Origin of the sequence: Cyanobium sp. BA5m-21, from assembly GCF_024346235.1 — a bacterium.
GTDB lineage: Bacteria > Cyanobacteriota > Cyanobacteriia > PCC-6307 > Cyanobiaceae > Cyanobium_A > Cyanobium_A usitatum.
On sequence record NZ_JAGQCO010000014.1, the window covers coordinates 1 to 23,799 of the forward strand.

Here is a 23,799-nt window from a genome sequence, read left to right on the forward strand (position 1 = left end):
TAGAAGTGCAGGCCGATGGCGTTGCTGGAAGGAACAACAGCACCGGAGATGATGTTGTTGCCGTACATCAGGGAGCCAGCTACGGGCTCACGGATGCCGTCGATGTCGACAGGGGGTGCGGCGATGAAGGCCACGATGAAGCAGATGGTGGCAGCCAGGAGGCAGGGGATCATCAGCACACCGAACCAGCCCACATAGAGGCGGTTGTTGGTGGAGGTGACCCAGTCGCAAAACTGGTTCCACGCAGAAGCGCCTTGGCGCTGCTGAATAGTGGTTGTCATGAGAACGAGAAGAGGTTGTTCCAGAGGAACGGGTATGGAAGGTGGCAAGCCACCAGACGGAATCCCGTCGAGCGCAAGAACATTGCGTAACAGGACTGTAACGGAAGATTGCGGGATTAGTGAGAAGGCCGGCCGGGAGGCGCCAAAGCCCTGCTGATGGATCCTATAGGTAACGCTTATGTTGGGGTGCGGCGGCGGCAATCCGTAGCCAGCAGGCCAGCCCACTGCTAAGCAGAGGACTGCTCAGGATGCGTCTCGGCATGGCCCTGCTCGTTCGATTTAAAGCCCTGCCTCTACGGGCCAGCCTGGCCACAGCAACCGTGGCCGCAGCCTGCCTGTTCTCTGCTGGCTGTCAGCGCCAACCCTCGGCCGAGCTGCAAAAGCTGCAGCAGCGCCAGGAGCAGTTGGAAGTAAAGATTCAGCAGCTAGAGCAAAAGCTCAACGCGGCGCCCGCCGCTAACGGCGCCGACCCAGCTGGCAAGCCCCCGGCTGGAGCGATCAAATCCCTGACGTACCGCAGCGGCACTTCAGATGATCGCCTGCGCGTTTATTGGGCTGATGGCAGCAAGAGCGACCTGCCCTGCACCAAGGAGCAGGCCACCTTGGTGTGTGGTTAAGTCGCCTTGACACTGACAGAGCCGCTGCGTTGAGCTGGATCTGTCACGTCGATAAACCCATGGGTTCACCTTTTGCTTCAGCAGCGGCGTTGTTGAATCCGCGACTGCTGGCGGGTGGCTTGTTGGTGGCCAGTTGCCTGGGCGCTGGCAGCCTTTCATTTGTGAATGCGGCGCCGGCCCGAGCCCAGGCGGAGGCACCCGTCCCATTAAGCGCCGTGCGGGCCCTCAACTTGGCTCGCAACACAGCAGTGCAGAGCAACGGGGGCTTGGGGCTCTACCGACCAGACAAGTGCATGTTTGAAACGGCTAGCGCCGGCAACAAATGCCTGATCAGCTCAACCAGCGATGGCTATCTCTTTCGCTTCCTAGGCGGCGCCCCTGGCTGGCAGCAACTAAATCTGGCGGCTTCGGTGGAAACCGAAATCCGCATCTCCAGTGACGGGAGCACCGTCCTTGGCATCGACTACAACGGCGCCCCGCGTTGAGCCAACTGGGAGGAAATGTCTGTTAAAGCCAGCAACCAGTCAGGCCCAACCGGCCAACACTCCCTGCGAGTGAGGCTTAGGGCAATGCCCTTTTCGCCGTAGGCGGCCTCATTCACAAAGACGGGCCAAACGGACTCCCCCGCCAAATCCGGCGGTAGGGCCAGGCCAATTTCCTTGCCGCAGGGATCAATAAACACCGGATCTCCCGAACGCAAGGGACGCCAGTCGCGATGCTCTAACTCCGGATGCAGGCAAGCGGCAGGTGAACCATCTGGATGGCGCGGCAAATCCAAGCTGCCCAGATGGCAATGCACCACTAGCTCAGCCGGCAGCCTCAGGCGGCCTCGCTGGGCTGCCGCCAACACGGCCAGGGCCGCCTCAACGCCGAGCTGGCTTTGACGGCAGATCTGAGCCTGGATAACCCCCTGGGGCACCGGACCCACCTCGATAACCAGGCCGCAGGGCCAGCGCTCAACCAAAAAACCCGTTTGGGAAGCATCGGCCTCGTGCAAGTAAATCGGCAGCCCCAGCTCCCCCTGCAAACCCGCCGCCAGAGCTAGATCGGCCGGCCTCCGGCCATAGAGCACCAAGGAGTTACCCATAGCGCTGGTGGTGCTGTGCAGGTCGAGCACCACCAACGAAGGGGATTCAGCATCAGGGCCATGGCAAGCGAGCAGCTGGCGAGCGCGCTGCAGATCAGCTTCGTTTCTCGAGGAATCCGCCAGCAGCTCGGGAGCAAAGCAGCGATTTAAATCCCGCTCCACATAGCGCTGATTGGCTTTGTGGGCAGCTGGGTTGCCAAGCACCAACGCCACATCAAGGCCGTGGCGCTGCAGGGCCTCGGGCTGGCGGCGCCAGTGCTCCAGCAGCCAGGGGGCGTTGCGTTCATTGCCGTGGGTGCCGGCCACGATCAGCACCTGGGCCGGTTTGACGATTTGGCTGATCAAAAAGAAGAAGGCCAGAAATGGATTTCGGCCCCAGCCTGACGCAGATTCAGAGCTCTGCCGCCCCCGCAACCATGCCTCCCCCCGCCCCCTTGGTGCGCACGGCCCGCGCGGTCTGGCACTGGCAATGGCAACAGTTAATGGGTGGCCTGGGACCTGCTGATGCCGAGGGCAACTACCGCCGTCCCAGCGGAGCCTTCACGGCGCTGCCGCCCCTGCCCAGCGAAGCCGGCGCGGCTGATGGGCACGTGTTGATTGTGGGGCGCAGCTGCCCCTGGGCCCACCGGGCCTGGCTGGTGTGGAGCCTGCGCCAACTGGGCAGCAGCATCAACCTGGTGGTGGTGGACCCCGATCCAGCCGAGGGGCGCTGGCGCTTTGCCGAGCCCTTCGAAGGCTGCGCCAGCTTGATCGAGCTCTACCAGCAATCAGGCTCTGATCCGGGGCAGCGGGCCACGGTGCCGGCGCTTTATTCCCGCAGTGAGCGGCGGATCCTGGTTACGGAGAGCGCCAGGCTGATCGAGCTGCTCAACCGCTGGCCCGCTCCAGCAGGGCCCGATCTGGAGCCCCATAACCAGCATGAAGCCACAAAGAAGTGGCGCACGCGGCTGCAGGACGACGTCAACGACGGGGTGTACCGCTGTGGTTTTGCCCGCACCCAGGCTGCCTACGACCGGGCCGAGACGGCCTTGTTTGCAGCGCTCCTGGACGCCAATGGGGCCTTGGAGCAATCTCCCTGGCTAAGTGGGGCCCAACTGAGCCTGGCCGACATAGGGCTTTTCCCGACCCTGATCCGGCTGGAGCTTGTTTATGCACCCCTGTTCGGTTGCAGCCGCCTACCCCTTTGGCAGCTACCAGCCCTATGGGACTGGCGCCGGCGCTTATACAGCCTGCCCGGCGTGGCCGAGACCTGCTTCCCGGAGGCCTGGCGCAGCGATTACTTCGGTGCCCTCTTTCCCCTCCATCCCTCGGGAATCATCCCGGCCGGGCCGCCACTCGCCACACTGGTGCAAGGCCGTGCCCATCCATGACTGATCCGATATTTGAAGGGGTGTACGGCACCTACACGATTGACGCCACCGACCGGAGGGAGGTGCTCGGCTACCGCCTTGCCCTCACGGCGGTGGCCATTGGCCAAGCGGGCCTGCTAGTGCAGTGGCGGCAGCTGGGAGCCGACCAGCTCTGGCCCTGGATGCTGCTGATGGCTGCGGGGCTGGGCCTTGCCCTGCGCTGGATTCACATCTACTTAGTGCCCTTGCACCGGGCCCTGCAGCTTTTCTGGCTACTGGGCTGCCTGGGGGGCCTGGCATTGGCGATCCGCAGCGGCCCCGGCGCCATGCTGCCGGCCCTGGCCAGCCAGCCCCTGTGGATCCTGGCCATTGGCCCCTTTTTCGCTGCCTTGGCGGGGGTTGGCTTCAAGGAATTTTTCTGCTTCAGGCGGCCGGAGGCGATCGGCGTGACCCTGCTGCTGCCTATAGCCCTGCTGGGCCACCTCAGCGGCTTGCTGCCAGGAGCGATCACCACGGCCCTGCTGGCCCTGGAGAGCGGGCTTTTGCTGTTGCTATGCCTGCGCAAGTTCCCCATGCCCGCCGCGGCAGATGTGGGCGACAAGAGCGTGTTTGCTTACCTCAAAGGCCAAGCTGGCACAGCTGAGGAGGCTGCACTTTGAGTTTGATCAGCCTGGTGGAAGCCAGTAAGGACTTCGGCATCCGCACCCTGTTTGAGGGCCTCACCCTGCACATCGGCGAGCGGGAGCGGCTCGGACTGATCGGTCCCAATGGGGCCGGCAAGAGCACCTTGTTGAAGGTGCTTGCGGGCAATGAGCCCCTCGGCAGCGGCCAGCGCCGCTGCGCCCCCCGCACCCGGTTGGTGCTCGTAGACCAGGAGCCCGAGCTAGACCCCGAGCACACCGTGCTGGAGCAGGTGTTTGCCGGTAGCGGCGAAAAGATGGCTTTGCTGCGGCAGCACACGGCCCTGAGTCAGGCCGTGGCTGATGGCCCCGACAACACCATCACCCTGGCCCAGCTCAGCGACCTGCATGGCCGCATGGATCAGCTCAATGCCTGGGGGCTGGAGCAGCAGTGCCGCGAGGTGCTGGAGCGGCTAGGCATCGCCGACATCGAACGCAAGGTGGGCGACCTCTCCGGCGGCTATCGCAAGCGGGTCGCCCTGGCTGCAGCCCTGGTGGCCGAGCCGGACGTGCTGCTACTGGATGAGCCCACCAACCACCTCGACGCCAACGGGGTGGAATGGCTGCAGAGCTATCTGGAGCGCTTCTCCGGCGCCCTGGTGCTGGTGACCCACGACCGCTACGTGCTCGATCGGGTCACCCGCCGGATCGTGGAGGTAGATCGGGGCCTGGCCCGCAGCTACGACGGCAACTACGCCACCTATCTCACCCATAAAGCCGAAGAGGAGGCATCTGAAGCGGCCTCAGCCGCCAAGTTCAAGGGCACGCTGCGGCGGGAACTGGCCTGGCTCAGGCAGGGTCCCAAAGCCCGCAGCACCAAGCAGAAGGCCCGTATCCAGCGAATTGAGGCGATGCGGGAGGCACCTCTGCGGCAGGGCCGCGGCCAGGTGAGCTTGGCCACCACCAGCCGGCGGCTCGGCAAGCGGGCCATCACCGCCAAGGACCTGGAGGTGAGTGTGGGCGAAGGACCTGAGACCAGGGCCCTGCTGCGCGCCTTCAGCTACGACTTCAGCCCGGAAGACCGGGTCGGCATCATTGGCCCAAACGGGGTGGGCAAGTCGAGCCTGCTTGAGGTGATCGCCGGCCGGCGCCAACCCAGCAGCGGCAGCCTGGAGCTGGGCTCCACCGTGAAGCTCGCCTACTTCGACCAGCACAGCGATGTGCTGCTCAAGCCCGACCAGAAGGTGCTGGAGGTGGTTCAAGCTGCCGCCAGTCGGGTGGCAGTGGACGGCGAGGAGCTGAGCGCCTCCCAGTTGCTGGAGCGCTTCCTGTTTCCACCAGCCCAACAGCACCAACCGGTGGCCAAGCTCTCCGGCGGCGAACGGCGGCGGCTCCATCTCTGCCGGCTGCTGATTGAGGCCCCCAACGTGCTGCTGCTCGACGAGCCCACCAACGACCTGGACGTACAGACCCTGAGCGTGCTCGAAGACTTCCTTGAAGACTTTCGCGGCTGCGTGGTGGTGGTCTCCCACGACCGCTACTTCCTCGATCGCACCGTAGATCGGCTGTTCTGCTTTGAGAATGGCGAGCTGCAGCGATTTGAGGGCAACTACAGCGCCTACTTAGAAGCGAGCTCTACCCGCCAGGCCGCACCCAAGAACCCCAAGAATCCAGCCCCGGTAGCGCCCCAAGCCAGCAAGGCCCAGTCGCGGCGGCGGAGCTTTAAGGAGAGCCGGGAGCTGGGCGAACTGGAGGTAAACCTGCCGGCCTGGGAGCAGCAGCGCCGTGACCTGGAGCTGGCCCTGGCCAGTTCAGGCAGCGACTACGCCGCCCTTGAGGGACTCACCCAGGAGCTCGCCGCGTTAACTGAGCGCATCCATTGCGGCGAGGAGCGCTGGCTCGAACTCAGCGAGCTGACGGGGTGAAACGGGGGCCGCAGCCAGGGCTGGCAGCAGCGCTGAAAACGCTGGACGCACATTGTTGTCAATCCAACACATCGCCAAAGCTCAGCTCCCGGCGCCATTGGGAGTGCTCAAAGAGTTAGCAGTGCACCCTCGGGGCGTCGATCCAGAACAGGCGCCCGTAAGGTGATCGGCGACGAGCTCCGGTACCTAGTGACCGGTATCCGAATGAAAAGCATCGACGAGCACATCCAGAAAGACCAGAGCGAGATCGAGGCCGCCAAGGCCGCTGGCGACCTAGGCAAGGTCCGCCACTTGGAGGAAGAGCTCCAGGGTCTCAAGGAGTTCAAAGAGCACCATCCCGAGGACAGCCACGACCCAACCCCACTGGAAGTGTTCTGTGACCTGAACCCTTCTGCCCCCGAGTGCCGCGTCTACGACGACTGAATTGCCTAGGGCTGGATGATGCCGAGCTGCTGCCACACCGCGGCCAGCAGCTGCGGCAAATTTTTGGAGGCAGCAGCTGAAATAGCCAGAACGGGCAAGCCGCCACGGGCCTGCACCTGCTGGCTCACCTTCTCTACCAGCTCTTCAAGGCTGGCTGGATCGAGCAATTCGATCTTATTGAGCACTACTAGGCGGGGCCTCTGGTCGAGCCCATGGCCGTAGGCCGTGAGCTCCCCCTCGACCACGTTGAGGTCGGCGACCACATCCTCAGCGCTGGAATCGATCAGGTGGATCAGCAGCCGGGTGCGCTCGATGTGGCGTAGGAAGTCGTGCCCCAGCCCTGCCCCCTGGGCCGCTCCAGCGATCAAACCAGGAATATCGGCAAAGACGGTGCCGTCACCACTGGGACGGCGCACCACCCCCAGGTTGGGCACCAGGGTGGTGAAGGGGTAATCGGCGATCTTGGGACGAGCTGCCGAAAGCACCGAAATCAAGGTGCTCTTGCCGGCATTGGGCAAGCCGATGATGCCAACCTCAGCCAGCAGCTTGAGCTCCAGCTGCAGCAGCCACTCCTCTCCCTCCCGGCCCTCGGTGAACTTCTCCGGGGCCCGGTTGCGGTTGCTGAGGTAGTGGGCATTGCCCAGGCCGCCGCGGCCGCCAAAGGCCACCAGTAGCTCCTCACCTGCATCGGTGAGATCACCTAGCAAAATTGAGGTGCGGGCATCGCGGACCACCGTGCCGCACGGCACCTTGATCACCAGATGGTTACCGCTGGCACCGGTGCAGCGGTTGGGGCCGCCCCGGCGACCATCGACCGCCAAAAACTGCCGCTTGTACTTGAAATCCAGCAGGGTCTGGAGGTTGGCGTCAGCCACCAGCAGCACGTCGGCACCACGGCCGCCATCGCCGCCGGAAGGGCCGCCGGCTGGCACATATTTCTCGCGGCGAAACGCCACGATTCCGTCGCCGCCTCGGCCGGCCTTGACCGTTACGCGGGCTTGATCGATGAATTGCATTGGAACAAACCTAGGATCGCGCCGTCTGAAGGCCCGTCTTGGCAGAGGTTCGCTTCCAGCAGGTCAGCAAGACCTACCCACCCCGGCGCGGTGGTGATCCGGTGCAGGTGCTGCGCCAGCTGGATCTACAGATTCAGGACGGCGAATTTTTGGTGTTGGTTGGGCCCTCCGGCTGCGGCAAAAGCACCCTGCTGCGCCTACTGGCTGGCCTAGAGCAGCCCAGCCAGGGGGAGATCTACGTGGGCAATCGGCCCGTGAGCTCGCTGCGCCCAGCCCAACGAGACGTGGCCATGGTGTTCCAGAGCTATGCGCTCTATCCCCATCTCACGGTGGCCGGCAACATCGGCTTCGGCCTGCGCCGCAGCCGCAACCGCACGGCCCTTGAGCAGCTTCAAGACAGCCTGCACCTGGCCACCAGGCGGCTGCCAGGGCCCTTGCGGCTGCGCTCACGGCGGGAGGAGCGCATCGCCCAGCGCATCGCCGAGGTAGCGGAAACCCTGGAGCTCGGCCAGCTACTCGATCGGCTGCCAAAGGAGCTTTCCGGCGGCCAGAAGCAGCGGGTTGCCCTGGGCCGGGCCATCGCCCGGGCGCCGGCGGTGTTTTTGATGGACGAACCGCTCAGCAACCTCGACGCCAAGCTGCGCACCGGCACCCGCACCCAAATCGTTGAGCTGCAGCGACGCCTGGGCACCACCACCCTGTATGTGACCCACGACCAAGTGGAGGCCATGACCATGGGGCACCGGATCGCCGTGCTCAATGCCGGAAGGCTGCAGCAGCTCGGCACACCGATGGAGCTCTATCAGTGGCCCGCCAATTTGTTTGTAGCCCAGTTCATCGGCAGCCCGCCCATGAATCTGCTGCCGGTAACCGCGATAGGTGCGGGCCAGGTGCAACTGGGCAGCCGCAAGCTGGCGGTTGAGGGGCCCCTGGCCGAGATGCTGGCATCACGGGCAGGGGAGGAGCTCACTGGCGGACTGCGGCCCGAGCACTTCCAGCTAGCTCCCGCCACCAACCGCAACCTGCGGGCCGAGGTGAGCCATGGCGAAGCCCTGGGCAACGAACAACTACTCACCTGCCGCCTGGAGGAGGGCGGTCACCTGGTGCAGGTGCGGGTCGGCCCTGAAACAATCCTGCCGCCGGGGGCCAGCCTGAACCTCGACATAGATCCCCGCGGCTGGCGTCTGTTTGATGTGAGCGGCGAGGCCCTGCCCCTGCCCCCTGAGCCCGCAAGCCTGGAGCCGACCCTGCCCTATTTCACGTAAATCACGCTGCAGCCAGCCCCGCCGTCGCCCTGCTCGGCGTCACTCACCCGCTCCACGTAGGGCACGGTTGCCAACCAGGCCCGCAGGCCGCGCTTGAGTTTGCCCGTGCCGATGCCGTGGATCACCCACACGGGACCATTAGCGGCGCGCAGCCGCTCCTCCAAGGCCGCCTCGGCTTCATGCACCCGCAGGCCGCGGACATCAACGGTGTTGCGCTCGGAGCGCACATCCGGGCCCCGGCCCCCCAGCCCCCTCTGACCCTTCACCTGCACGCGCACCTCAGGGGGTGAGGGTTTTTCGCCATGCAGCCCCTCGATGCCAGCCAGCTCCAGGGTCAGCCGCATCACCCCACAGCGCACCGTGAGTTCCCGGCCGTCATCGGCGATGGCAAGCACCTCACCGGCCTTGCCCAGCGATAACAGCCGCACCCGATCACCAACGGCGGGCATCCAGCCCCGGTGCTCGCGCCGCTCCGGGGTGGGGCGGTGCTGCTGCTCCAGCGATTTCAAACGCTGGCCGGCCTGGCGGGCGGTTTCGCCTAGGGCAGCGCTGCTGGCCTCCCCCCCATCAGGTCCCTGGCGCAGCCTCCTGATGATGCGCTTCACCTCGTTCTGTCCCTGACGAATCGAGCGCTCCAACTGCTGGCGCCGCTGTTCCTGAAGCTCGGCGCTCTGCTGGGTCTGCTGTTGCCAGCGCAACAGCAACTCCTCGTGCAACAGCTCGGTGCGAGCCAGTAGGACGGCTGCTTCCTCGGCGGCTTCCTGCTGGCGTTGACGCTGATTTTCCAGGCCGGCGATCACCTGGTTCACCTCGCCCTCGCCAAGGGGCTCCAGCTGGGCGGCGGCGAGCTCCAGCACCGGCTCCCCCAGTCCCAGCCGGCGTGCAATCGCCAGGGCGTTGCTGCGGCCCGGGATACCCCACTGCAGCCGGTAAGTAGGCGAGAGGGTGTCCACATCGAAGGCCACCGAAGCGTTCTCGAAGCGTGGATCGGCATATTTGAGCGCCTTGAGCTCACCGAAGTGGGTGGTAGCGATCGTGAGCCGGGCCCGATCGGCCAGGTGCTTGAGCAGGGCCGTGGCCAGGGCCGAACCCTCGAGGGGATCGGTGCCGGCTCCCACCTCATCGAGCAGCACCAGGGAGGCGCCGCCAGCAGCTCCAGACCCAGGAAGAGCTTCGAGGATGCGGGCGATGCGGCGGATGTGGCCGCTGAAGGTGGAGAGGTTTTGTTGCAGCGATTGCTCATCGCCGATGTCAGCCAGCACCTGGCTGCACCAGGGCAGCCGAGGCGTGCCGCTGCAGGGCAAGAACAGGCCCGCCCGAGCCATAAGAGCTGCCAAGCCGACGCTTTTGAGGGTCACGGTTTTGCCGCCGGTGTTGGGGCCCGTGATCGCCACCACCCGCAACTCCCCTGCCACCAGCAGGCTCACGGGCACCACCGCATGACCTCCCTGACGCCGCTGCTGCCAAAGCAGCAGGGGGTGGCGCAGCTCACGCAGCTCGAAGGGGGCGCTGGGGTCGTCTGCCAGCTCCGGGCGTACCGCCCCCAACCATTGGCCGTAGCGCGCCCGAGCCACCCCCGCATCCAGGCGCACCAGCACCTGCTGGAGTGCGGCCAGAGCTTCAGCCTCCTCGCCCACCTGGGCGCTCAGGGCCGTCAGCACGGCCCGCTCCAGCTCCCGCTCGCGCCCCTCCAGGTCGCGTATGCGATTGCCCAGGGCAATCACCGCCTGGGGTTCGATAAACACCGTTTGTCCCGAAGCCGAGCTGTCGTGCACCAGCCCTGGCAACTGAGCGGCAGCGCCAGCCTTCACAGCCAGAACAGGACGGCCGTTGCGCTCCGAGATCACTGTGTCCTGGAGCATGGCGCCGCAGCGACGCATCAGCTCCTGCAGTCGATCACGCCGATCTGAGCGAGCCCCAAGCAGCTGGCGCCGCAATCCCTCCAGGGGCGGACTGGCCCGATCCGCCACCCGGCCGCCCTCTTCAAGGCAAAAATGCAGCCGCTGCTCCAGCTCCGGCAGGGTGCGCAGCTCGGCCACTAGGGCCGTACATACCGGCCGCAGCTGGGGATCGTCGATCTGGCGCCGCAGCCGGCGGGCCGCAGCCAGAGTGGTAGCCAAAGCCAGCAACTCCTCGCCCGGAGCCGTGCCGCCCTTGGCGCAGAGGGTCACCAGCGCCGCGATATCGGCAACTCCCTGAAAACTCAGACCCCCCTCCAGCAGCCCGTCGAGGCCAAGCAGCTCGGTGGTTTCAGCGAGCAGGCTGCGGCTGGCTGCGAGGCAAGCGGGCAGGGCCAGCTCCAGGCAGGCACAGCGGCCCGGAGCTGTGCTGGCGAAGCTGGCCAGTTGTTCAGCGAGCCGCGGCCACTCGAGCAGCTCCAGGGCCTCCTGCTGAATTGGAGCCAATGGGGCAGTGACGTCGTTCACCCGGGCAGGTTGGAGGGGATGCCGCCAGGGGGCTCGTAGAGCATCTCTAGCCAGTTGCCTTCCGGATCTTGGAGATAGAAGCTGGCAGTTCCGTCACGGTGGTCATGCACTGGGCCGCAGGAGCGGCCGGCCGCCACAAGCTGGGCGTGCACCTCATCCACCTCTGAGCGGTCGCGGAAATGGAACGCAAAATGGGGCCCGGCAGCTTTGTAACTAGGGCTGAGCAGGGCCAAGCCCGTGCCGGCCCCAGGCCACTGCAAATAGGCCCAATCGGGGGCATCCCAGCAGAGCTGCAGGCCCAGGGAGACATAGAAGGCCTTAGCCCGCTCCATGTCCTGCACCCGCAGTGCCACATGGCCAAGGTGATGAACAGCAGCAGGAGCCATGGCAACTGAACCGGGTGAGTTCATTGTGGGTTACAGAAGCGGATCTTGAGGATCTGGTCGAGCTTCACCACCAACATCAGCCAGGCGGTGCCAGCCAAGGTGAGGAGGGGATAGGCGAGCGTGGGTGCAGTAATTACGAAGGGAAGCAGGGCTAAACCGAAAGCCGGAGCACAACGAAGGCGAGCCAACCTGAGCAGCAACGCAGTAACCAAAACAGCCAAAAATGCGGCCAGCGGACTCACCCCCAGAGCCAGCACCAATGCAATTCCAGTAACCGCCGCTCCAGCAGTAACCACCAGGACGGCTAAGGAGCGGCCTTGCCAGGGACACTCATTAGCATGAGCCAACATCTCCCAGGCAATCACCAGCAAAGGGGGATACAAAACCAAGTGGGATCCCAGCAGCTGAACCATTACCAGAGCCCCCAGCAAGAAAACAGCCAAAGGCAGCAGCCAAGGAACCCTTTGCAACCAGGACTTGGGAGCAACCAAAGTTGAGATAGTTGGCACCGTGGGGGAGACTTGAGCCCGAGCCAGCGGCGGCATCAATTGAGAGCGAAGCATGACGATTAGGGCCAGCCCACCTGTGCCCACCAGAATCGCCACCGGGTACAAAAAACTCGTAATTCCCAGCACTAAGGGCAATACCCCGGCTGAAATTGCCGGAATAACCGGCGAGCGTAGAAGCCGGATCACAAGCAAGCAGATCGCCAGATCCAATATCAGCGCAGTGGGGCCATAGGGCATGGTGCGGGTGACCAGCACTCCAGGGACAGCAGTTAATACCGGTGTCAGGGCCAGGAGTTTTGGGGAACGGGCCCAGCTGCTGAGCGGATCGGCAAGCACAACAGAAGCGAGCGCCCCCAGCTCTGGAAACAACAGATAACTGATGCCACTAGCCCTAGCCAGCGCAGTCATCAAAGCGATGTAAGTAGCTGTAGCCAGACAAGGCCAAATCCAAAAATATCGGGAATTAATAAAATTACCCCTGGCGCAGCCACTGCGCAGCATCACAGGCGTGATAAGTGAGGATCAAATTAGCCCCAGCCCGCTTAAAGCACAGCAGGGTTTCCAGCACCACGGCCCGCTCGTCGATCCAGCCCTTTTCAGCGGCGGCCTTCACCATGGCGTATTCACCACTTACGTTGTAAGCCGCAATTGGCAGCTCGGTTTCGCCACGCAGACGGTAGATAATGTCTAGGTAGGCAAGGCCAGGCTTAACCATTAAAATATCAGCACCCTCCTGTTCATCGAGCAGGGCTTCGGTGAGCGCTTCACGTCCATTGGACGGATCCATTTGATAGGTTGATTTATCATTCGGAATCGGCTTGCCCGCGCCAACCCGAGGGGCCGAATCAAGAGCTTCGCGGAAGGGGCCGTAATAAGCGGAAGAATATTTAGCAGTATAGCTAATAATGCCGATATGCTCGAACCCCTCCTCATCGAGGGCTTCGCGGATAGCCCCAACTCGTCCATCCATCATGTCGCTGGGGCCAATCAGATCCGCCCCGGCCCGAGCTTGGGCAACGGCTTGGCGACAGAGGATCGCCACCGTTTCATCGTTGAGCACTACCCCTTCCTCGCTAACGATGCCGTCATGGCCGTCACAGGAGTAGGGATCGAGGGCCACGTCCGTCATGATCGCCATCTCGGGGTGCAGCTCCTTAAGCCGGCGAATAGCTCGGGGTATCAGGCCACCTTCGTTGAAGCATTCGGCGCCGTCTTCGGTTTTAAGGCCATCGGCCACCTTGGGGAACAGCACAACGCAGCGGATGCCCAAGTCCCAAGCGCGGCCCACCTCCTGCACCAAGCCTTCGAGGCTCCAGCGCATAGCTCCTGGCATGGCACCAATTGGCTCATTGGTGGCGCCTTCGTGCACGAAGAGCGGATAAATAAAGTCGGCAGCACTTAGGTGATGCTCCCGCACCATCGCCCGCAAAGCCGGGGTGCGGCGCAATCGGCGGGGACGGTAGGTGAGCTCCATGAAAACGGCCTGGCTGGCTCGGATCCTAGAGACGGGCCGCCTGAATCCAGCCAGAGCGGGGATCGGCGCTGCGGACAGCACGCAACTGCTCCAGCAGCTGGCGCTCCTCGGCGCTGAGCTGCTCGGGCAACTTGAGCACCGGCGTAAGCAGCAGGTCGCCGCGGCCGTCCTTGAGGGGCCAGCCCATGCCCTTGAGCCGCAGGCTGCGGCCCAGGGTCATCCCAGGCGGCACCTGCACGGAGGCCTCACCGTCGGGGGTCGCCACCCGCACCTCGCCGCCAAGGGCCAATTCATCGAGGCTGAGGGGCAACTCAGCGCGCAGCTGGTCGCCATCGAGCTTCCACACCGGATGCTCCTGCAGTTGCAGGTTGAGGTACAGGTCGCCGCGGCGGCCGGTGCCGGGCTGCAGGTTGCCCTTGCCCTTCAGCCGCAGGCGGCTGCCGTGCTTAACACCGGGCGGGATGCGCACCTGCACCCGCTCGTCGTTGACGGCCAAGGTGCGCTCGGAGCCGCGGAAAGCATCGGCAAAGGAGAGGCTGATGCTGGCTTCGGCATCGAGATTGATCGGGGCGCCGCGGCCGCCGCCGGGCATGCCCCCAGCAAAGCCACCAGGAAAGCCTGAACTGAAACCAAAACCTCCCGGGGCTGCGCCGGGGGAGGGGCCGCCAAAACGACCCAGCAGGTCGTTGATGAAGTCGTCGAAGTTGCCGTAGCGGCCAAAATCAACGTCAACGCCGCCACTGGCCGAGCCACCGCCCGCCTGGCTCCAGTACTGGCCAAATTGCTCGTAGCGCCGGCGCTTATCTGGATCGGAGAGCACTTCATAGGCCTCGCTCACCTCTTTGAACTTGGCCTCAGCCCCCGCATCGCCGGGGTTCACGTCCGGGTGGTACTGACGGGCCAGCTTGCGAAAGGCACGCTTGATGGCGTCGGCATCAGCGCCACGCTCAACCCCGAGGACACTGAAGTAATCGCGGTAGCCGTTCGCGCTCATCGACCCCAAAACCACCGCACCTGTTTAGTGTCTCAGCCGCTGGGAACTTCCGCTGGGCCAAGGAAGGGCGGAAGGCCGAACGCGGCGGCGCGGCCATCGGCTGTGTTTTGCCCACACACACAGGCAAAAGCAAGCAACGGAACTATTTTTAATTATTGCTTCTGGAAGCTGATGCCCTGGTTTGGCTCCCTGAGCTCCGGCCTGCTTATTGCCCTAAGCACGGTGCTGCTTGGCTTTACGGCCACTGCCAGCGCCGGTAGCGGCGGCACAGATTCCGGCAGCTCCACCACTGCCACCCTGGGGGAGGCCCTTTCTGCTTCGACCCCGGAGCAAAAAGCGCTAAGTGCCCACCTGCGCGCTAAGCGAGCTGTTTTTTATGGCGCCTGGTGGTGCCCGGCCTGCTTCCAGCAAAAAAACCTGTTTGGCAAGGAAGGGGGCAATTCCCTCCCCTATGTGGAGTGCGACAAAACTGACGATGGCCGTAGCCGCTGCATGGCCGCCCAGATACGGGCTTTCCCCACCTGGGACCTGGCGGGCAAGGAGCGCCGCGAAGGTGTACAAACAATTGAAGAGCTCAAAGTGTGGAGCGGCTTTACCGGAGCTGCCAAGCCAATCCAGCCTTGATTCCTAGTCGCCTCTCAATATGTCTTCGAATCTGCTGAAAGCAGCTCTGGTTGCGGCCGTCTTTTTGCCAGCCGGCAATGCAATAGCCCAAGGATTGGCGCCCATGGTTGGAGCCAGCGCTATTCAAGGCACCCTGCAGGGCACCTCCATGCCTGCTGACACAGGTGCGCTCGATAAAGCCCGCAACTCCGTTAACACCGCCACCACCCAGCAAGCTGAAGCAGGTTCAGGCTCCAGCCCAGGCCCTTCCTCCGCTCCGGTTAGCTCAACTAAAAAAACGGCTAGCGGTGCGTCCAGCGGCGCTTCGGTAAATGGCCAGGCGATTCCGTTTTGCTCCCATGGCGGCCTATGCCAGGGCGCAGTGATGCGGGCAATCGGGCGACCCTGAAGCAGCCGCCGTGCAAACCCTGAGGGCCCTGGGCGATCTATGAAGCGCAAGGCTCAGAACAATCCTGGGGTTCTTAGTTGCGAGTTAGGGGCGAGGCGCTCGAGCGGCGCAGTGAATCTGAGCCGCTGCTCGTCCCAAGCTGCCAACAGCGCCGCCAAGGCAAGCAACGCAACCAGGCCAATGCCTAAAGACAGACCTGGGCGCCTCGATCGGGAGCGCCGCTGACGCCGGGGCGTCTGGGCTGCCCCCAGCGGCCTGGCGCAACGACCACACACCAGGCGTCCAGCAAGGCTGCGATCCGCCTTAACCGACCAACTGCCGCAGTGGGGACAGGCCATCGCTCGGAGAACAACCAGAGGGTGCCAGCCTCCAGGCAACCACAAAGCCAGGCCGCCAGAGTAGCCATGGCGCCCAAGATAGCCATGCTGCAGGCCCAGCTGGATGCTCTCACCCCAACCCTCCTGGCAACAGGGGCCTAGCTGTTGCCGCCGATTCCCCTCGATGTGAACAAGCCGGGCAGTGGCCCCACCAGAGCTTCGATGCCGTGTTCACGGCCAACACCTGCCACATCATGCCGGAGATGGCCCTGCCCCAACTGCTGGCCGGTGCCGCCCGGGTACTGCAGCCCCTTGCCTATGGGGCGATGTCGGCCAACAACCTCACCCTGATCTTCCAGCTTGAGGACTCCCCTGTGAGGCAGCAAATTGCCGCACGCGCCGGCGATCAAAACATGTCTCAATTCAAGCCTTGCTAGCCTTAAAATCTTAATAACTACCTTGATATTATTAGACCAGCGAAGATATTAAGATGTTTTAATTAAATCACCATGAGCCAACCATCTCCAGCCATTGAAATCCTTGGGTATATAGCTGCATCTTTAACCACGCTGAGCTTTATTCCCCAGGCCATGAGAACCCTCAGCAGCGGAGACACTCGGGGCATCTCCCTCAGCATGTATGCCCTTTTTACCAGTGGAATTGCCCTCTGGCTTGTCTATGGCATCTTCGCGCGTAACGGCCCCCTAATCATTGCCAATGCAATCACCGTTGTACTCTCCGGCCTGATTCTGCAGCGTAAGCTGGAAGATCATTTAACGGAAAAGGGCAACCACAAAAAGATACGCACTGGCAGAATGACAGCAAAACGTGGAATCATCAAATCCGGGAAGCAGCGCAACCAAGATCCCTAGCCGATCAGATAATCGGGAACAATGCTGAATAGTACGGCCAGAGCCAATGCGGCAAAGCAATTCTGTAGCCCCTGCAAACCAGCAAATAGATGGTCCATGTCCTTCCCACTTGACCTGGTGATCCTATAGAGATTGAGGCTGCTCAAGTACAGCGCATAACAGGAGTACATGGATGCCACAAAAGAGAGTGCCTCAAACATCAATTGTTGCCAGTTCGCAGACATCACGCCAGCAAAAGACCCCCACGCCTTAACAAGAATAAGCACGGCGATGGCTATGGCAGCAATTCTCTGTTTGGCCACAAGCTGCCTGAACTCGGCGTCTTGTTTAAGGGTGAATTCAAATTGAAATTTGGCCACAAAGGAGAATGGCTGACTTGCCTGGATTCTAAACTAAAGAGAATTAGGGCCTTGCATAGCACGATCAGGTTGAACATGCCCTGGAAATTAGAGTGGTCGTATGCCCCAGGGGTTCTGTTTTGTTAGCCCAGCCATCCTTTGCCTTACCAGGCGGAGAGCTGGGGGGGGGGGGAGCTGCGGCCTGGGCCTAGCCTGAGCCCAAGCCCTACACCGATTGCGCTTGAACAAGATCACCGGACCACTGCGCAGAGCCCTGATCTATGGCGCGATCAGCTACGGCGGGCTGGTATTGATCAACAACACAGAGCTCGATCTACCGAACATGTGGATCGCCTATCTGCCGATGTTCATTGGGGTCTATGTACTGACCCAGTGGTTGGACCGCCAGTTCGGGAACTGAGCGGGCCCGGACTCACACCCATTGGGACTCAGGCGCCACCGTCATTGCAATTGTTGTTGTGCTTTTTGGCGCCTGGATTCAGAGAGAAGTCAGGCCCAAGACGCTCTACGCAGACTGGATCTTCACGGTGGTGAGCACCGGCAGCCAAGAGTCAGCGGCGCGTGATGAATCAAACCCTCAGTCTTGGCGCTCGCACCTGTAGCCCTTCACAGTACCGCGCAGCTGGGCGAACTCTGGGTGATCCGGATCGAGTTCCTGCCACCACCAGCGGCCATCGGAGTAGCTGGGCACGCCGGCGTTGTTGGTGCGGGGGAGTTGCAGACTCACGTTCCGCCAACGCAGCACCACGAAGGCTCCTGGCACGGAGTTGGCCTTGCTGTTGGGGATATTCGCCGCATCCACCGAGCCCTTGAAAGGCAAGGCTTCCAGGGGATCGCCCTCACAGAGGAACTGCTGCCCAGTACTGCTACTCACATCGGCGCCGGGTGCCGTCAGCAGCAGCAGCAGGGTCAGGGCCATGGCAGCCAGCGCGTTGAGCAATGTCCTTTCCCTGGCAGCGATGCGCAGACAGCGCAGCACAAAGCCGATGAGTTGTGCAAGCCGCTGCTGGAGTCAACCGGCAGAAGTGTGGATAAACAAGCCAACAGAAGAGCCAGATCTGGTCTTGGCGCTACACTTAATAAAAGATGTCTGAATGGCAGCCAAGGAGTGCCATCTTTCCTGAAAGTCACCGCTATGGATTACCATAGCGAATAGATCTGTGCACCTGCAAACCTTCCTGGTTGCCAAGATCTTCCCCCTCAGATTACTAGCCAGCGAGTCCTCGTTGGCACTGCACTTAGGAAAGAGGAAAGAATGAATAGTATGACTCGTACCAAGATCCTTTGGGCAGCCTGTTTGGCTTCTTTGAGTCTTATTTTAGCTGGCTGTACGCCTAGGGTGACCGAATCAGTCGCGGAGACAGCATCGGAGCCGGCCGCACCTTCTGCAGTGCCTGTTGGAATCGCCTACAACGAGGCTCTGTACGAACAGCTTCCCCAGGACATTAAAGACAAGGGCTACATAGTCTTGGCAACTGATCCGACAGACCCTCCACTTGAGTTTTATGACGAGGGTGGCGTTATCGTTGGCTCGGAAGTCGACATGGTGGAGGCTCTAGCCAGGATTCTCGGTGTTAAGATTTTGCTAACTGTGTCCCCTTTTGGAAACATCATACCCGGTGTCGCGGCAGGACGTTTCGATGGCGCAGTGTCCGGATTTGCTGACCGGCCCTCTAGACAACAGGTTGTTGACTTCGTAAATTACTTCACCACCTCAAGAGGCCTCTTAGTTCTCAAGGGTCAACACCCCGAGTTAAAGAAAGCAACGGCTGAACTATGTGGGAAAGCGGTAGCGGTAGCCCTAGCGACCTCAGCGGCTGAGAATGTGGTTAGGCAAAGCGCAGCCTGCGTCAAAGGTGGCAAAGCGGAAATTGATATTCAAGAATATCCAACCCAGGCAGATGGTGTAACAGCCGTACGCTCGGGACGTGCTGACCTAAGTTTCTTCGGCGCACACGCAGCCTCATGGATCGCTAAGCAAACAGAGGGTGAAGCGGTCGAGTTGGAGGTCTTCCTTCGCCCCGAAGATGGTAAGGACATTAACGGGATCTTGCTTCGCAAGGGAGATCTCGCACCAGTGTTCCAAGCAGCTATTCAGCAGCTAATGGACTCGGGTGATTTTGAAACCATTTGGACCAAATGGGGACTTCATAACGTGATTCTCTCCACTGCAACAATCAACGCTGGAACGGTTGACAAGTAACACATAGAGCTCTGTAACTTGCCGGGCTGTTCAGGCATGGCAAGGCACAGCTTTTTCCAAATGCATTTCGAGTCACTGACTAAAAGTATAAGGCTTTGCCAGAAAGTAGACCGGCCCACGAATTGCCCCCGATACCCGCTCGTCATCCTGGCAGGCGGGTGGCGTCGGTCATAGTTCTTATGATTGCGGCCCAAGTTCTAATATCAGTCATCACCAACCCACGCTTTAGGTGGGATATAGTAGGCGAGTACCTTTTTAGCGACATCATCCTCAGTGGCGTCCGACTAACCATTGGTCTGACATTGATAGCGCAACTGCTTGGAATTGTTGTCGGAGTGGGTCTTGCTGTTATGAGGCTCTCCCCCAACCCCACCGTGGCTCGCTGTGCCTGGGTGTACCTGTGGTTTTTCCGAGGGACTCCGTTGTTGGTTCAGTTGATTTTCTGGTACAACATTTCAGCGCTCTACCCAGAATTCACCATAGGGCTACCATTCCTTGAACCCTTTGTGTCATTTAATGCAAACGCACTCATCACACCGCTTGCCGTTGCCATCCTCGGCTTGGGTCTAAATGAGGGGGCATACATGGCTGAGATTGTTCGCGGTGGGATTCTTGGTGTCGATTCGGGGCAATCTCAGGCAGCAAAAGCCCTTGGGATGACGCATTCCCAGACTCTGCGAAGAATAGTTCTACCTCAGGCTCTTAGGCTCATCCTCCCGCCCACCGGCAATCAGACAATACTGATGCTGAAGACCACCTCGTTGGTTAGCATTTTGGCGCTTGCCGATCTGCTCTATTCCGCGCAGTCGATCTACACGCGTACTTTTCAAACAATTCCCCTTCTTATTGTGGTTAGCCTTTGGTACATAACCATCACGTCAGTGCTCACCGTAGGGCAATCAATTCTTGAGCAAAAACTTTCGAATGGTAGCCCTCGTCAAAAGCCTCCGCAAATGCTGCGGTGGCTACTCGGGCGGTATCGTGCGACCGCGGCCAAACCAGCGCCTTGATCAAAAGAAGCTGGAGAGTACCGATGGTTGAGCCGATGTTGGTTGCCGAGGGGGTCAGAAAGTCATACGGAAGTGTAGAGGTGCTTTCTGGGATTAGCCTGGTGGTAATGCCCGGCCAAGTAACCTGCTTGGTTGGACCCTCTGGGTCTGGAAAGTCCACCTTTCTGCGCTGCGTCAATCACCTCGAGTCGATTGATGGCGGTCGGCTAGCTGTAAACGGTCAGCTCGTGGGGTACCGAGAAGAGAAGGGGCGGTTGCACGAACTCAAAGAGAGAGAAGCATGCAGGAATCGTGCAAGTGTGGGCATGGTTTTTCAAAACTTTAACCTATTCCAACACATGAGTGCCCTTGAGAACATCATTGAGGCACCGCAACGAGTCCTCAAACTATCCAAAGAGGAAGCGATCAATTCGGCTCGAGAACTGTTGGCCATGGTTGGACTGTCCACACGAGGCGATAGTTTTCCTAGTCAACTTTCTGGAGGACAACAGCAACGAGTCGCGATTGCTCGTGCTCTTGCGATGAAACCAAAATTGATGCTTTTTGACGAAGCCACCTCTGCGCTGGACCCCGAGCTAGTCGGCGAAGTCCTGTCAGCCATGCGAGCTTTGGCTGCGTCTGGAATGTCGATGGTAGTCGTTACCCACGAAATGGGGTTCGCCCGTGAGGCGGCCGACGAAATGGTATTCATGGATGCCGGCATGGTCGTGGAGAGAGGCTCCCCCGACCAAGTGCTAGATAACCCACAGCAAGCTCGCACGAAAGCGTTCCTAACTAAAGTACGCTGACCATATTGTAGGCTCTAGACAACATTTAGCCGCCTTCAAAGAACAGAGCGCAAACGCTACTCCAGCATCCTTGAAATTCCAGACCGTCGACCCAGATTGCCATCAGTGGAGTTCAAGTCTCCGACCTCGCGGAGTGATACGGCACCCCCTCTTACATCGATGATGAGAGCTTGTAATGGCGCTGGCCGATATACGCCGGTGGCATCAAGGGCCTCAATCCAGTAGTACTCGCGATCATCTGAGCAGCAGACATCTGTGTAGTAGCTACGGATCTGATAGCTGCTCATCACTTGCTGGTGATTTGAGCGTCTGCAGTCTGGAAGCCTTTTGATAACGGTCTTGGTTGGCGCCCAACAGGTCAACTGCTGTAGTGATCAATGCAGCATCCGGATCCAGACCCAACACAGCAGAGCCAGCGGTACCATCGCGAGTGCCAGCACAGGAAGGCTCTGAAGCTGTACTGGGTTCATTTTGCACAAAACTTGCACAAGCCCCTGGACATGGCCCAAAAGCTTGTCGCCAAAAACCGTTTTTTTGCACCTACTAAAAAGGCCCCTTCCAGGGCCCATGGATCATTTGGGTGATAAGGCTGACCTCACCCCATCTCCCTTACAGGGTCAGGCAGCCACAGGGGCGGTCTGACGGGAGAAAGCAACGATGTTGTTCGCTGTTACGTGTGTGCTCTTACCGAGCAGGCTTCAGTCACCCTCCTTATACCCCGTCGAAACCATTGCAGCCCCGTTTAAGTGGAGCTGAGCGGAATCGAACCGCTGTCCGAAGCACTGGTGTGAGCCACCTAGTCAGGCCGAAACCAGACTGGTTCATTGTGGCAGCAAGCAAGGGCAGGCGCAGGGGTGGGCATCACCGAACCAAACAGCACATCAATCAGCGGCATAGCGGTTGTGCCACCGGGGCTCGAAGAAGCCGCGGCAGCTGAGCTCACGGCCTTGGGCTGCCAAGCCGCAGCACGCCTACGCCGGGCCGTGCGCTTCCAAACAGACCTGGCTGGCTTCTACCGGCTGCACCTGCAAGCCCGCCTGCCCTTCCGGCTCCTGCTTGAACTGGCTCAATTTCCCTGCCGCAGCAAGGACGAGCTCTACGACGGTGTGCAGCGCGCCGTCGACTGGAGCCGCTGGCTGCCTCCTGGCGCCACCTTCCGCGTCGATGCCACCGGCAGCGCTCCTGGCCTCAACCACAGTCACTACAGCGCCCTGCAGGTCAAAAATGCCCTGGTGGATCTGCAGCGCCAGCAGTGGGGCGCCCGCTCCTCCGTTGACCTAGACGATCCCGACCTCTCCATCCATCTGCACCTTGGCGGCGGCGAAGCAGCCCTGAGCCTCGATGGCAGCGGCGGCAGCATGCACCGCCGCGGCTACCGGGCTGCCATGGGCCTGGCCCCGCTCAAGGAAAACCTCGCCGCCGGCCTGATCGCCCTCACCGGCTGGGATGGCTCGGTGCCCCTGGCCGACCCCCTTTGCGGCTCCGGCACCCTGCTGATTGAGGCGGCCTGCATGGCCCTGGGCCGGGCGCCGGGTCTGGGCCGCCGCTTCGCCCTGGAGCGCTGGCCAAAGTTCGACTCCCAGCTCTGGCAGCAAGAGCGGCAAGCGGCCAGCTCCCTGGCCCGAGAGACGCTCCCCAGCGGAGACCCCATGGCGCCGATCGTTGGCATGGAACAGGAACCCGGCGTGCTTGATCAAGCCCACAGCAACGCTGAGGCTGCCGGCATCGCAAGTGCCCTGGAACTGAGCCTGGGCGACTGCCGCGACTTCGTGCCTCCACCAGGGCCGGGCATCTTGGTGTGCAACCCGCCCTATGGCGAGCGCATCGGCGAGCGTGATGCTCTGGAGCCTCTCTACGCCGACCTGGGCCGCATAGTGAAAGAGCGTTGCGGCGGCTGGAGCCTGTGGCTGCTGAGCGGCAACCCGGAGCTCACCGGCGCCCTCAAAATGAAGGCCAGCCGCCGCATCCCAATCAGCAACGGAGGCATTGACTGCCGCTGGCTGCACTATGAGGTGCGTTAACGACCCAAGATTGCGCGAGTGGTTTTGCTGAGACCGGCGGTGGTCTGGGGCAGGTAGGGCCCCTTGAGCAGCTGGCCGCCCAACCGCACGAACACCCCGGCCAGCACCAGATCCAGGGCAGCCACCGCCAGGGCGGCGTGGATCCAGCTCAGCCCCTGGGCGTCGTGCAGCCACAGCAGCAGGGCCAGCTCGGCGCCGATCAGCGCCAACAGCAGCAGCGCCAGGCCACCGCTGATCAGCAGGCCACCGCTGATCAGGCGCCGCTTCTCCCGGTCCACCTCCTGCAGGGCGATGCGCACGTGCAGGTCCATCACCGAGGTCATCAAGGCGCCGACCCGACCGGCCGCCACCCGGGCTGGGCCTGGCGAGTTCGGATCCGTCATGAGGAACGCCGGCCTGAGGCGAGCAGCAGACCGAGCAGCACCCCGACGCCGGTGGCGATGCCGATCGCCATCAGCGGACGCTCCCGCACCGGCTTCTCAATACGAGGCCGCAAGGTGGTGTTGAGCTCATCGAGCAGGTTTTCCAACTGGGCCTCCAAGGGCGCCAGGTTGTCCGCTAGGCGGCTGGTCTGGTCCCCGGCCACCTCGAGCAGCTCAAGCAACTGGTCCTTCACCGCACTAGCGGTGCGGCCGGTCTGGCTGGAAATCACCTCAACCACTTCATCAAAACTGCCCCGAGTCGCCTCCAGGGTCTGGCGGGCAACGGCCGGCCACTCCCGCTGAATCGTGGGGATAAGGGTCTCAAAACGGTCGCGGAAGCCCTCTGGGCTGGCGGCGCGGGGAGGCGTTTCAGCGGTCATGGCAGTTCTGCGGTCATGGGGACAGGGGGCGACTGCGAAGCTC

The 23,799-nt window shown here is 61.8% G+C and carries 28 protein-coding genes and 1 pseudogene; 16 read left to right on the forward strand and 13 right to left on the reverse strand.

What is annotated here, in order from left to right:
- Positions 1-281: pseudogene (locus tag KBY72_RS06060) on the reverse strand (photosystem II q(b) protein); the annotation flags it as partial.
- Positions 282-541: 260 nt separating this feature from the next.
- Here KBY72_RS06060 and KBY72_RS06065 point away from each other — a divergent pair.
- Together KBY72_RS06065 and KBY72_RS06070 are read left to right on the forward strand one after the other, a co-directional pair.
- Positions 542-898: a hypothetical protein gene (locus KBY72_RS06065; protein ID WP_106632617.1), complete on the forward strand. Its 357-nt coding sequence runs from the start codon at positions 542-544 to the stop codon at positions 896-898.
- A 59-nt stretch (positions 899-957) separates the two neighbouring features.
- Positions 958-1,383, forward strand: coding sequence for a hypothetical protein (locus KBY72_RS06070; RefSeq protein WP_254960418.1), 426 nt, complete (start codon positions 958-960; stop codon positions 1,381-1,383).
- Here the strand turns inward: KBY72_RS06070 and KBY72_RS06075 are convergent.
- Positions 1,362-2,330, reverse strand: coding sequence for an aspartoacylase (locus tag KBY72_RS06075; RefSeq protein ID WP_254960419.1), 969 nt, complete (start codon positions 2,328-2,330; stop codon positions 1,362-1,364). The two genes, KBY72_RS06070 and KBY72_RS06075, sit on opposite strands and share 22 nt — an antisense overlap.
- 71 nt (positions 2,331-2,401) lie before the next feature.
- Here KBY72_RS06075 and KBY72_RS06080 point away from each other — a divergent pair, with 71 nt between their 5' ends.
- The 4 genes from KBY72_RS06080 (at position 2,402) to KBY72_RS06095 (ending at position 6,302) form a co-directional block, all read left to right on the forward strand.
- Complete coding sequence (locus tag KBY72_RS06080) at positions 2,402-3,355, forward strand: glutathione S-transferase C-terminal domain-containing protein (protein WP_254960421.1); 954 nt, start codon at positions 2,402-2,404, stop codon at positions 3,353-3,355.
- Positions 3,352-3,993 carry a DUF2301 domain-containing membrane protein gene (locus KBY72_RS06085; RefSeq protein ID WP_254960422.1) on the forward strand — a complete coding sequence of 214 codons (642 nt, stop codon included), beginning with the start codon at positions 3,352-3,354 and terminating at the stop codon, positions 3,991-3,993. The genes KBY72_RS06080 and KBY72_RS06085 overlap by 4 nt, the downstream gene beginning before the upstream one ends.
- Entirely contained in the window at positions 3,990-5,879 is a 1,890-nt protein-coding gene (locus KBY72_RS06090; RefSeq protein ID WP_254960423.1) for an ABC-F family ATP-binding cassette domain-containing protein, read from the forward strand. Before KBY72_RS06085 ends, KBY72_RS06090 begins: the two co-directional genes overlap by 4 nt.
- A 204-nt stretch (positions 5,880-6,083) precedes the next feature.
- The gene (locus tag KBY72_RS06095) at positions 6,084-6,302 is read left to right on the forward strand and encodes a CP12 domain-containing protein (protein ID WP_106632635.1); all 219 of its coding nucleotides are present in this window, start codon (positions 6,084-6,086) and stop codon (positions 6,300-6,302) included.
- A gap of 5 nt (positions 6,303-6,307) precedes the next feature.
- Here the strand turns inward: KBY72_RS06095 and obgE are convergent, their stop codons facing one another.
- Positions 6,308-7,318 carry a GTPase ObgE gene (gene obgE / locus KBY72_RS06100; RefSeq protein WP_254960424.1) on the reverse strand — a complete coding sequence of 337 codons (1,011 nt, stop codon included), beginning with the start codon at positions 7,316-7,318 and terminating at the stop codon, positions 6,308-6,310.
- Between the two features lie 38 nt (positions 7,319-7,356).
- On the opposite strand from obgE, the gene KBY72_RS06105 reads away from it, so the two are divergent.
- Positions 7,357-8,583 carry an ABC transporter ATP-binding protein gene (locus KBY72_RS06105; protein WP_254960425.1) on the forward strand — a complete coding sequence of 409 codons (1,227 nt, stop codon included), beginning with the start codon at positions 7,357-7,359 and terminating at the stop codon, positions 8,581-8,583.
- On the opposite strand, the gene KBY72_RS06110 is transcribed toward KBY72_RS06105, so the two are convergent.
- The 5 genes from KBY72_RS06110 to KBY72_RS06130 form a co-directional block, all read right to left on the reverse strand.
- Positions 8,571-11,009: an endonuclease MutS2 gene (locus tag KBY72_RS06110; RefSeq protein WP_254960426.1), complete on the reverse strand. Its 2,439-nt coding sequence runs from the start codon at positions 11,007-11,009 to the stop codon at positions 8,571-8,573. The two genes, KBY72_RS06105 and KBY72_RS06110, sit on opposite strands and share 13 nt — an antisense overlap.
- Positions 11,006-11,395 (reverse strand): VOC family protein, encoded by a 390-nt coding sequence (locus KBY72_RS06115; RefSeq protein WP_254960427.1) that lies wholly within the window; start codon positions 11,393-11,395, stop codon positions 11,006-11,008. Before KBY72_RS06115 ends, KBY72_RS06110 begins: the two co-directional genes overlap by 4 nt.
- Before the next feature lie 20 nt (positions 11,396-11,415).
- Positions 11,416-12,312, reverse strand: coding sequence for a hypothetical protein (locus tag KBY72_RS06120; protein WP_254960428.1), 897 nt, complete (start codon positions 12,310-12,312; stop codon positions 11,416-11,418).
- 64 nt (positions 12,313-12,376) lie between these two features.
- Positions 12,377-13,378, reverse strand: a complete 1,002-nt coding sequence (hemB, locus tag KBY72_RS06125; RefSeq protein WP_254960429.1) for a porphobilinogen synthase — start codon at positions 13,376-13,378, stop codon at positions 12,377-12,379.
- A 25-nt stretch (positions 13,379-13,403) separates the two neighbouring features.
- Positions 13,404-14,372, reverse strand: coding sequence for a DnaJ C-terminal domain-containing protein (locus KBY72_RS06130; protein WP_254960430.1), 969 nt, complete (start codon positions 14,370-14,372; stop codon positions 13,404-13,406).
- Positions 14,373-14,543: 171 nt separating this feature from the next.
- Between KBY72_RS06130 and KBY72_RS06135 the strand changes: the two genes are divergently transcribed.
- Together KBY72_RS06135 and KBY72_RS06140 are read left to right on the forward strand one after the other, a co-directional pair.
- Complete coding sequence (locus KBY72_RS06135) at positions 14,544-14,996, forward strand: hypothetical protein (protein ID WP_254960431.1); 453 nt, start codon at positions 14,544-14,546, stop codon at positions 14,994-14,996.
- A 19-nt stretch (positions 14,997-15,015) separates the two neighbouring features.
- Positions 15,016-15,384 carry a hypothetical protein gene (locus KBY72_RS06140; protein ID WP_254993256.1) on the forward strand — a complete coding sequence of 123 codons (369 nt, stop codon included), beginning with the start codon at positions 15,016-15,018 and terminating at the stop codon, positions 15,382-15,384.
- Between the two features lie 184 nt (positions 15,385-15,568).
- Here KBY72_RS06140 and KBY72_RS06145 read toward each other — a convergent pair whose 3' ends face one another.
- Complete coding sequence (locus KBY72_RS06145) at positions 15,569-15,808, reverse strand: hypothetical protein (protein WP_254993257.1); 240 nt, start codon at positions 15,806-15,808, stop codon at positions 15,569-15,571.
- A 120-nt stretch (positions 15,809-15,928) separates the two neighbouring features.
- Between KBY72_RS06145 and KBY72_RS06150 the strand changes: the two genes are divergently transcribed.
- Complete coding sequence (locus tag KBY72_RS06150; RefSeq protein ID WP_315859526.1) at positions 15,929-16,138, forward strand: hypothetical protein; 210 nt, start codon at positions 15,929-15,931, stop codon at positions 16,136-16,138.
- 72 nt (positions 16,139-16,210) lie between these two features.
- Positions 16,211-16,573: a SemiSWEET transporter gene (locus KBY72_RS06155; protein WP_254960433.1), complete on the forward strand. Its 363-nt coding sequence runs from the start codon at positions 16,211-16,213 to the stop codon at positions 16,571-16,573.
- On the opposite strand, the gene KBY72_RS06160 is transcribed toward KBY72_RS06155, so the two are convergent.
- On the reverse strand, positions 16,570-16,932 hold the full coding sequence (locus KBY72_RS06160) for a hypothetical protein (RefSeq protein WP_254993260.1): 363 nt from the start codon (positions 16,930-16,932) through the stop codon (positions 16,570-16,572). The genes KBY72_RS06155 and KBY72_RS06160 overlap by 4 nt on opposite strands.
- Positions 16,933-17,152: 220 nt before the next feature.
- Here KBY72_RS06160 and KBY72_RS06165 point away from each other — a divergent pair, with 220 nt between their 5' ends.
- On the forward strand, positions 17,153-17,332 hold the full coding sequence (locus KBY72_RS06165) for a hypothetical protein (RefSeq protein ID WP_254960483.1): 180 nt from the start codon (positions 17,153-17,155) through the stop codon (positions 17,330-17,332).
- 177 nt (positions 17,333-17,509) lie between these two features.
- Here KBY72_RS06165 and KBY72_RS06170 read toward each other — a convergent pair whose 3' ends face one another.
- On the reverse strand, positions 17,510-17,911 hold the full coding sequence (locus tag KBY72_RS06170; protein ID WP_254993263.1) for a hypothetical protein: 402 nt from the start codon (positions 17,909-17,911) through the stop codon (positions 17,510-17,512).
- Between the two features lie 360 nt (positions 17,912-18,271).
- On the opposite strand from KBY72_RS06170, the gene KBY72_RS06175 reads away from it, so the two are divergent.
- The 4 genes from KBY72_RS06175 to KBY72_RS06195 all read left to right on the forward strand — a co-directional run bounded on the left by KBY72_RS06175 (position 18,272) and on the right by KBY72_RS06195 (position 22,954).
- The gene (locus KBY72_RS06175) at positions 18,272-19,135 is read left to right on the forward strand and encodes an ABC transporter substrate-binding protein (protein ID WP_254993267.1); all 864 of its coding nucleotides are present in this window, start codon (positions 18,272-18,274) and stop codon (positions 19,133-19,135) included.
- A 179-nt stretch (positions 19,136-19,314) separates the two neighbouring features.
- Positions 19,315-20,145, forward strand: a complete 831-nt coding sequence (locus KBY72_RS06180; RefSeq protein WP_254960437.1) for an amino acid ABC transporter permease — start codon at positions 19,315-19,317, stop codon at positions 20,143-20,145.
- A 35-nt stretch (positions 20,146-20,180) separates the two neighbouring features.
- Positions 20,181-20,933 (forward strand): amino acid ABC transporter ATP-binding protein, encoded by a 753-nt coding sequence (locus tag KBY72_RS06185; protein WP_254993271.1) that lies wholly within the window; start codon positions 20,181-20,183, stop codon positions 20,931-20,933.
- Between the two features lie 854 nt (positions 20,934-21,787).
- The gene (locus KBY72_RS06195) at positions 21,788-22,954 is read left to right on the forward strand and encodes a class I SAM-dependent RNA methyltransferase (RefSeq protein WP_254931636.1); all 1,167 of its coding nucleotides are present in this window, start codon (positions 21,788-21,790) and stop codon (positions 22,952-22,954) included.
- Here KBY72_RS06195 and KBY72_RS06200 read toward each other — a convergent pair.
- Together KBY72_RS06200 and KBY72_RS06205 are read right to left on the reverse strand one after the other, a co-directional pair.
- On the reverse strand, positions 22,951-23,337 hold the full coding sequence (locus tag KBY72_RS06200; RefSeq protein ID WP_254931635.1) for a phage holin family protein: 387 nt from the start codon (positions 23,335-23,337) through the stop codon (positions 22,951-22,953). The genes KBY72_RS06195 and KBY72_RS06200 overlap by 4 nt on opposite strands.
- A complete protein-coding gene (locus KBY72_RS06205; protein ID WP_254960439.1) occupies positions 23,334-23,756 on the reverse strand; it encodes a glycine zipper domain-containing protein in 423 nt (140 codons plus the stop codon). The genes KBY72_RS06200 and KBY72_RS06205 overlap by 4 nt, the downstream gene beginning before the upstream one ends.
- Positions 23,757-23,799 lie beyond the last annotated feature (43 nt).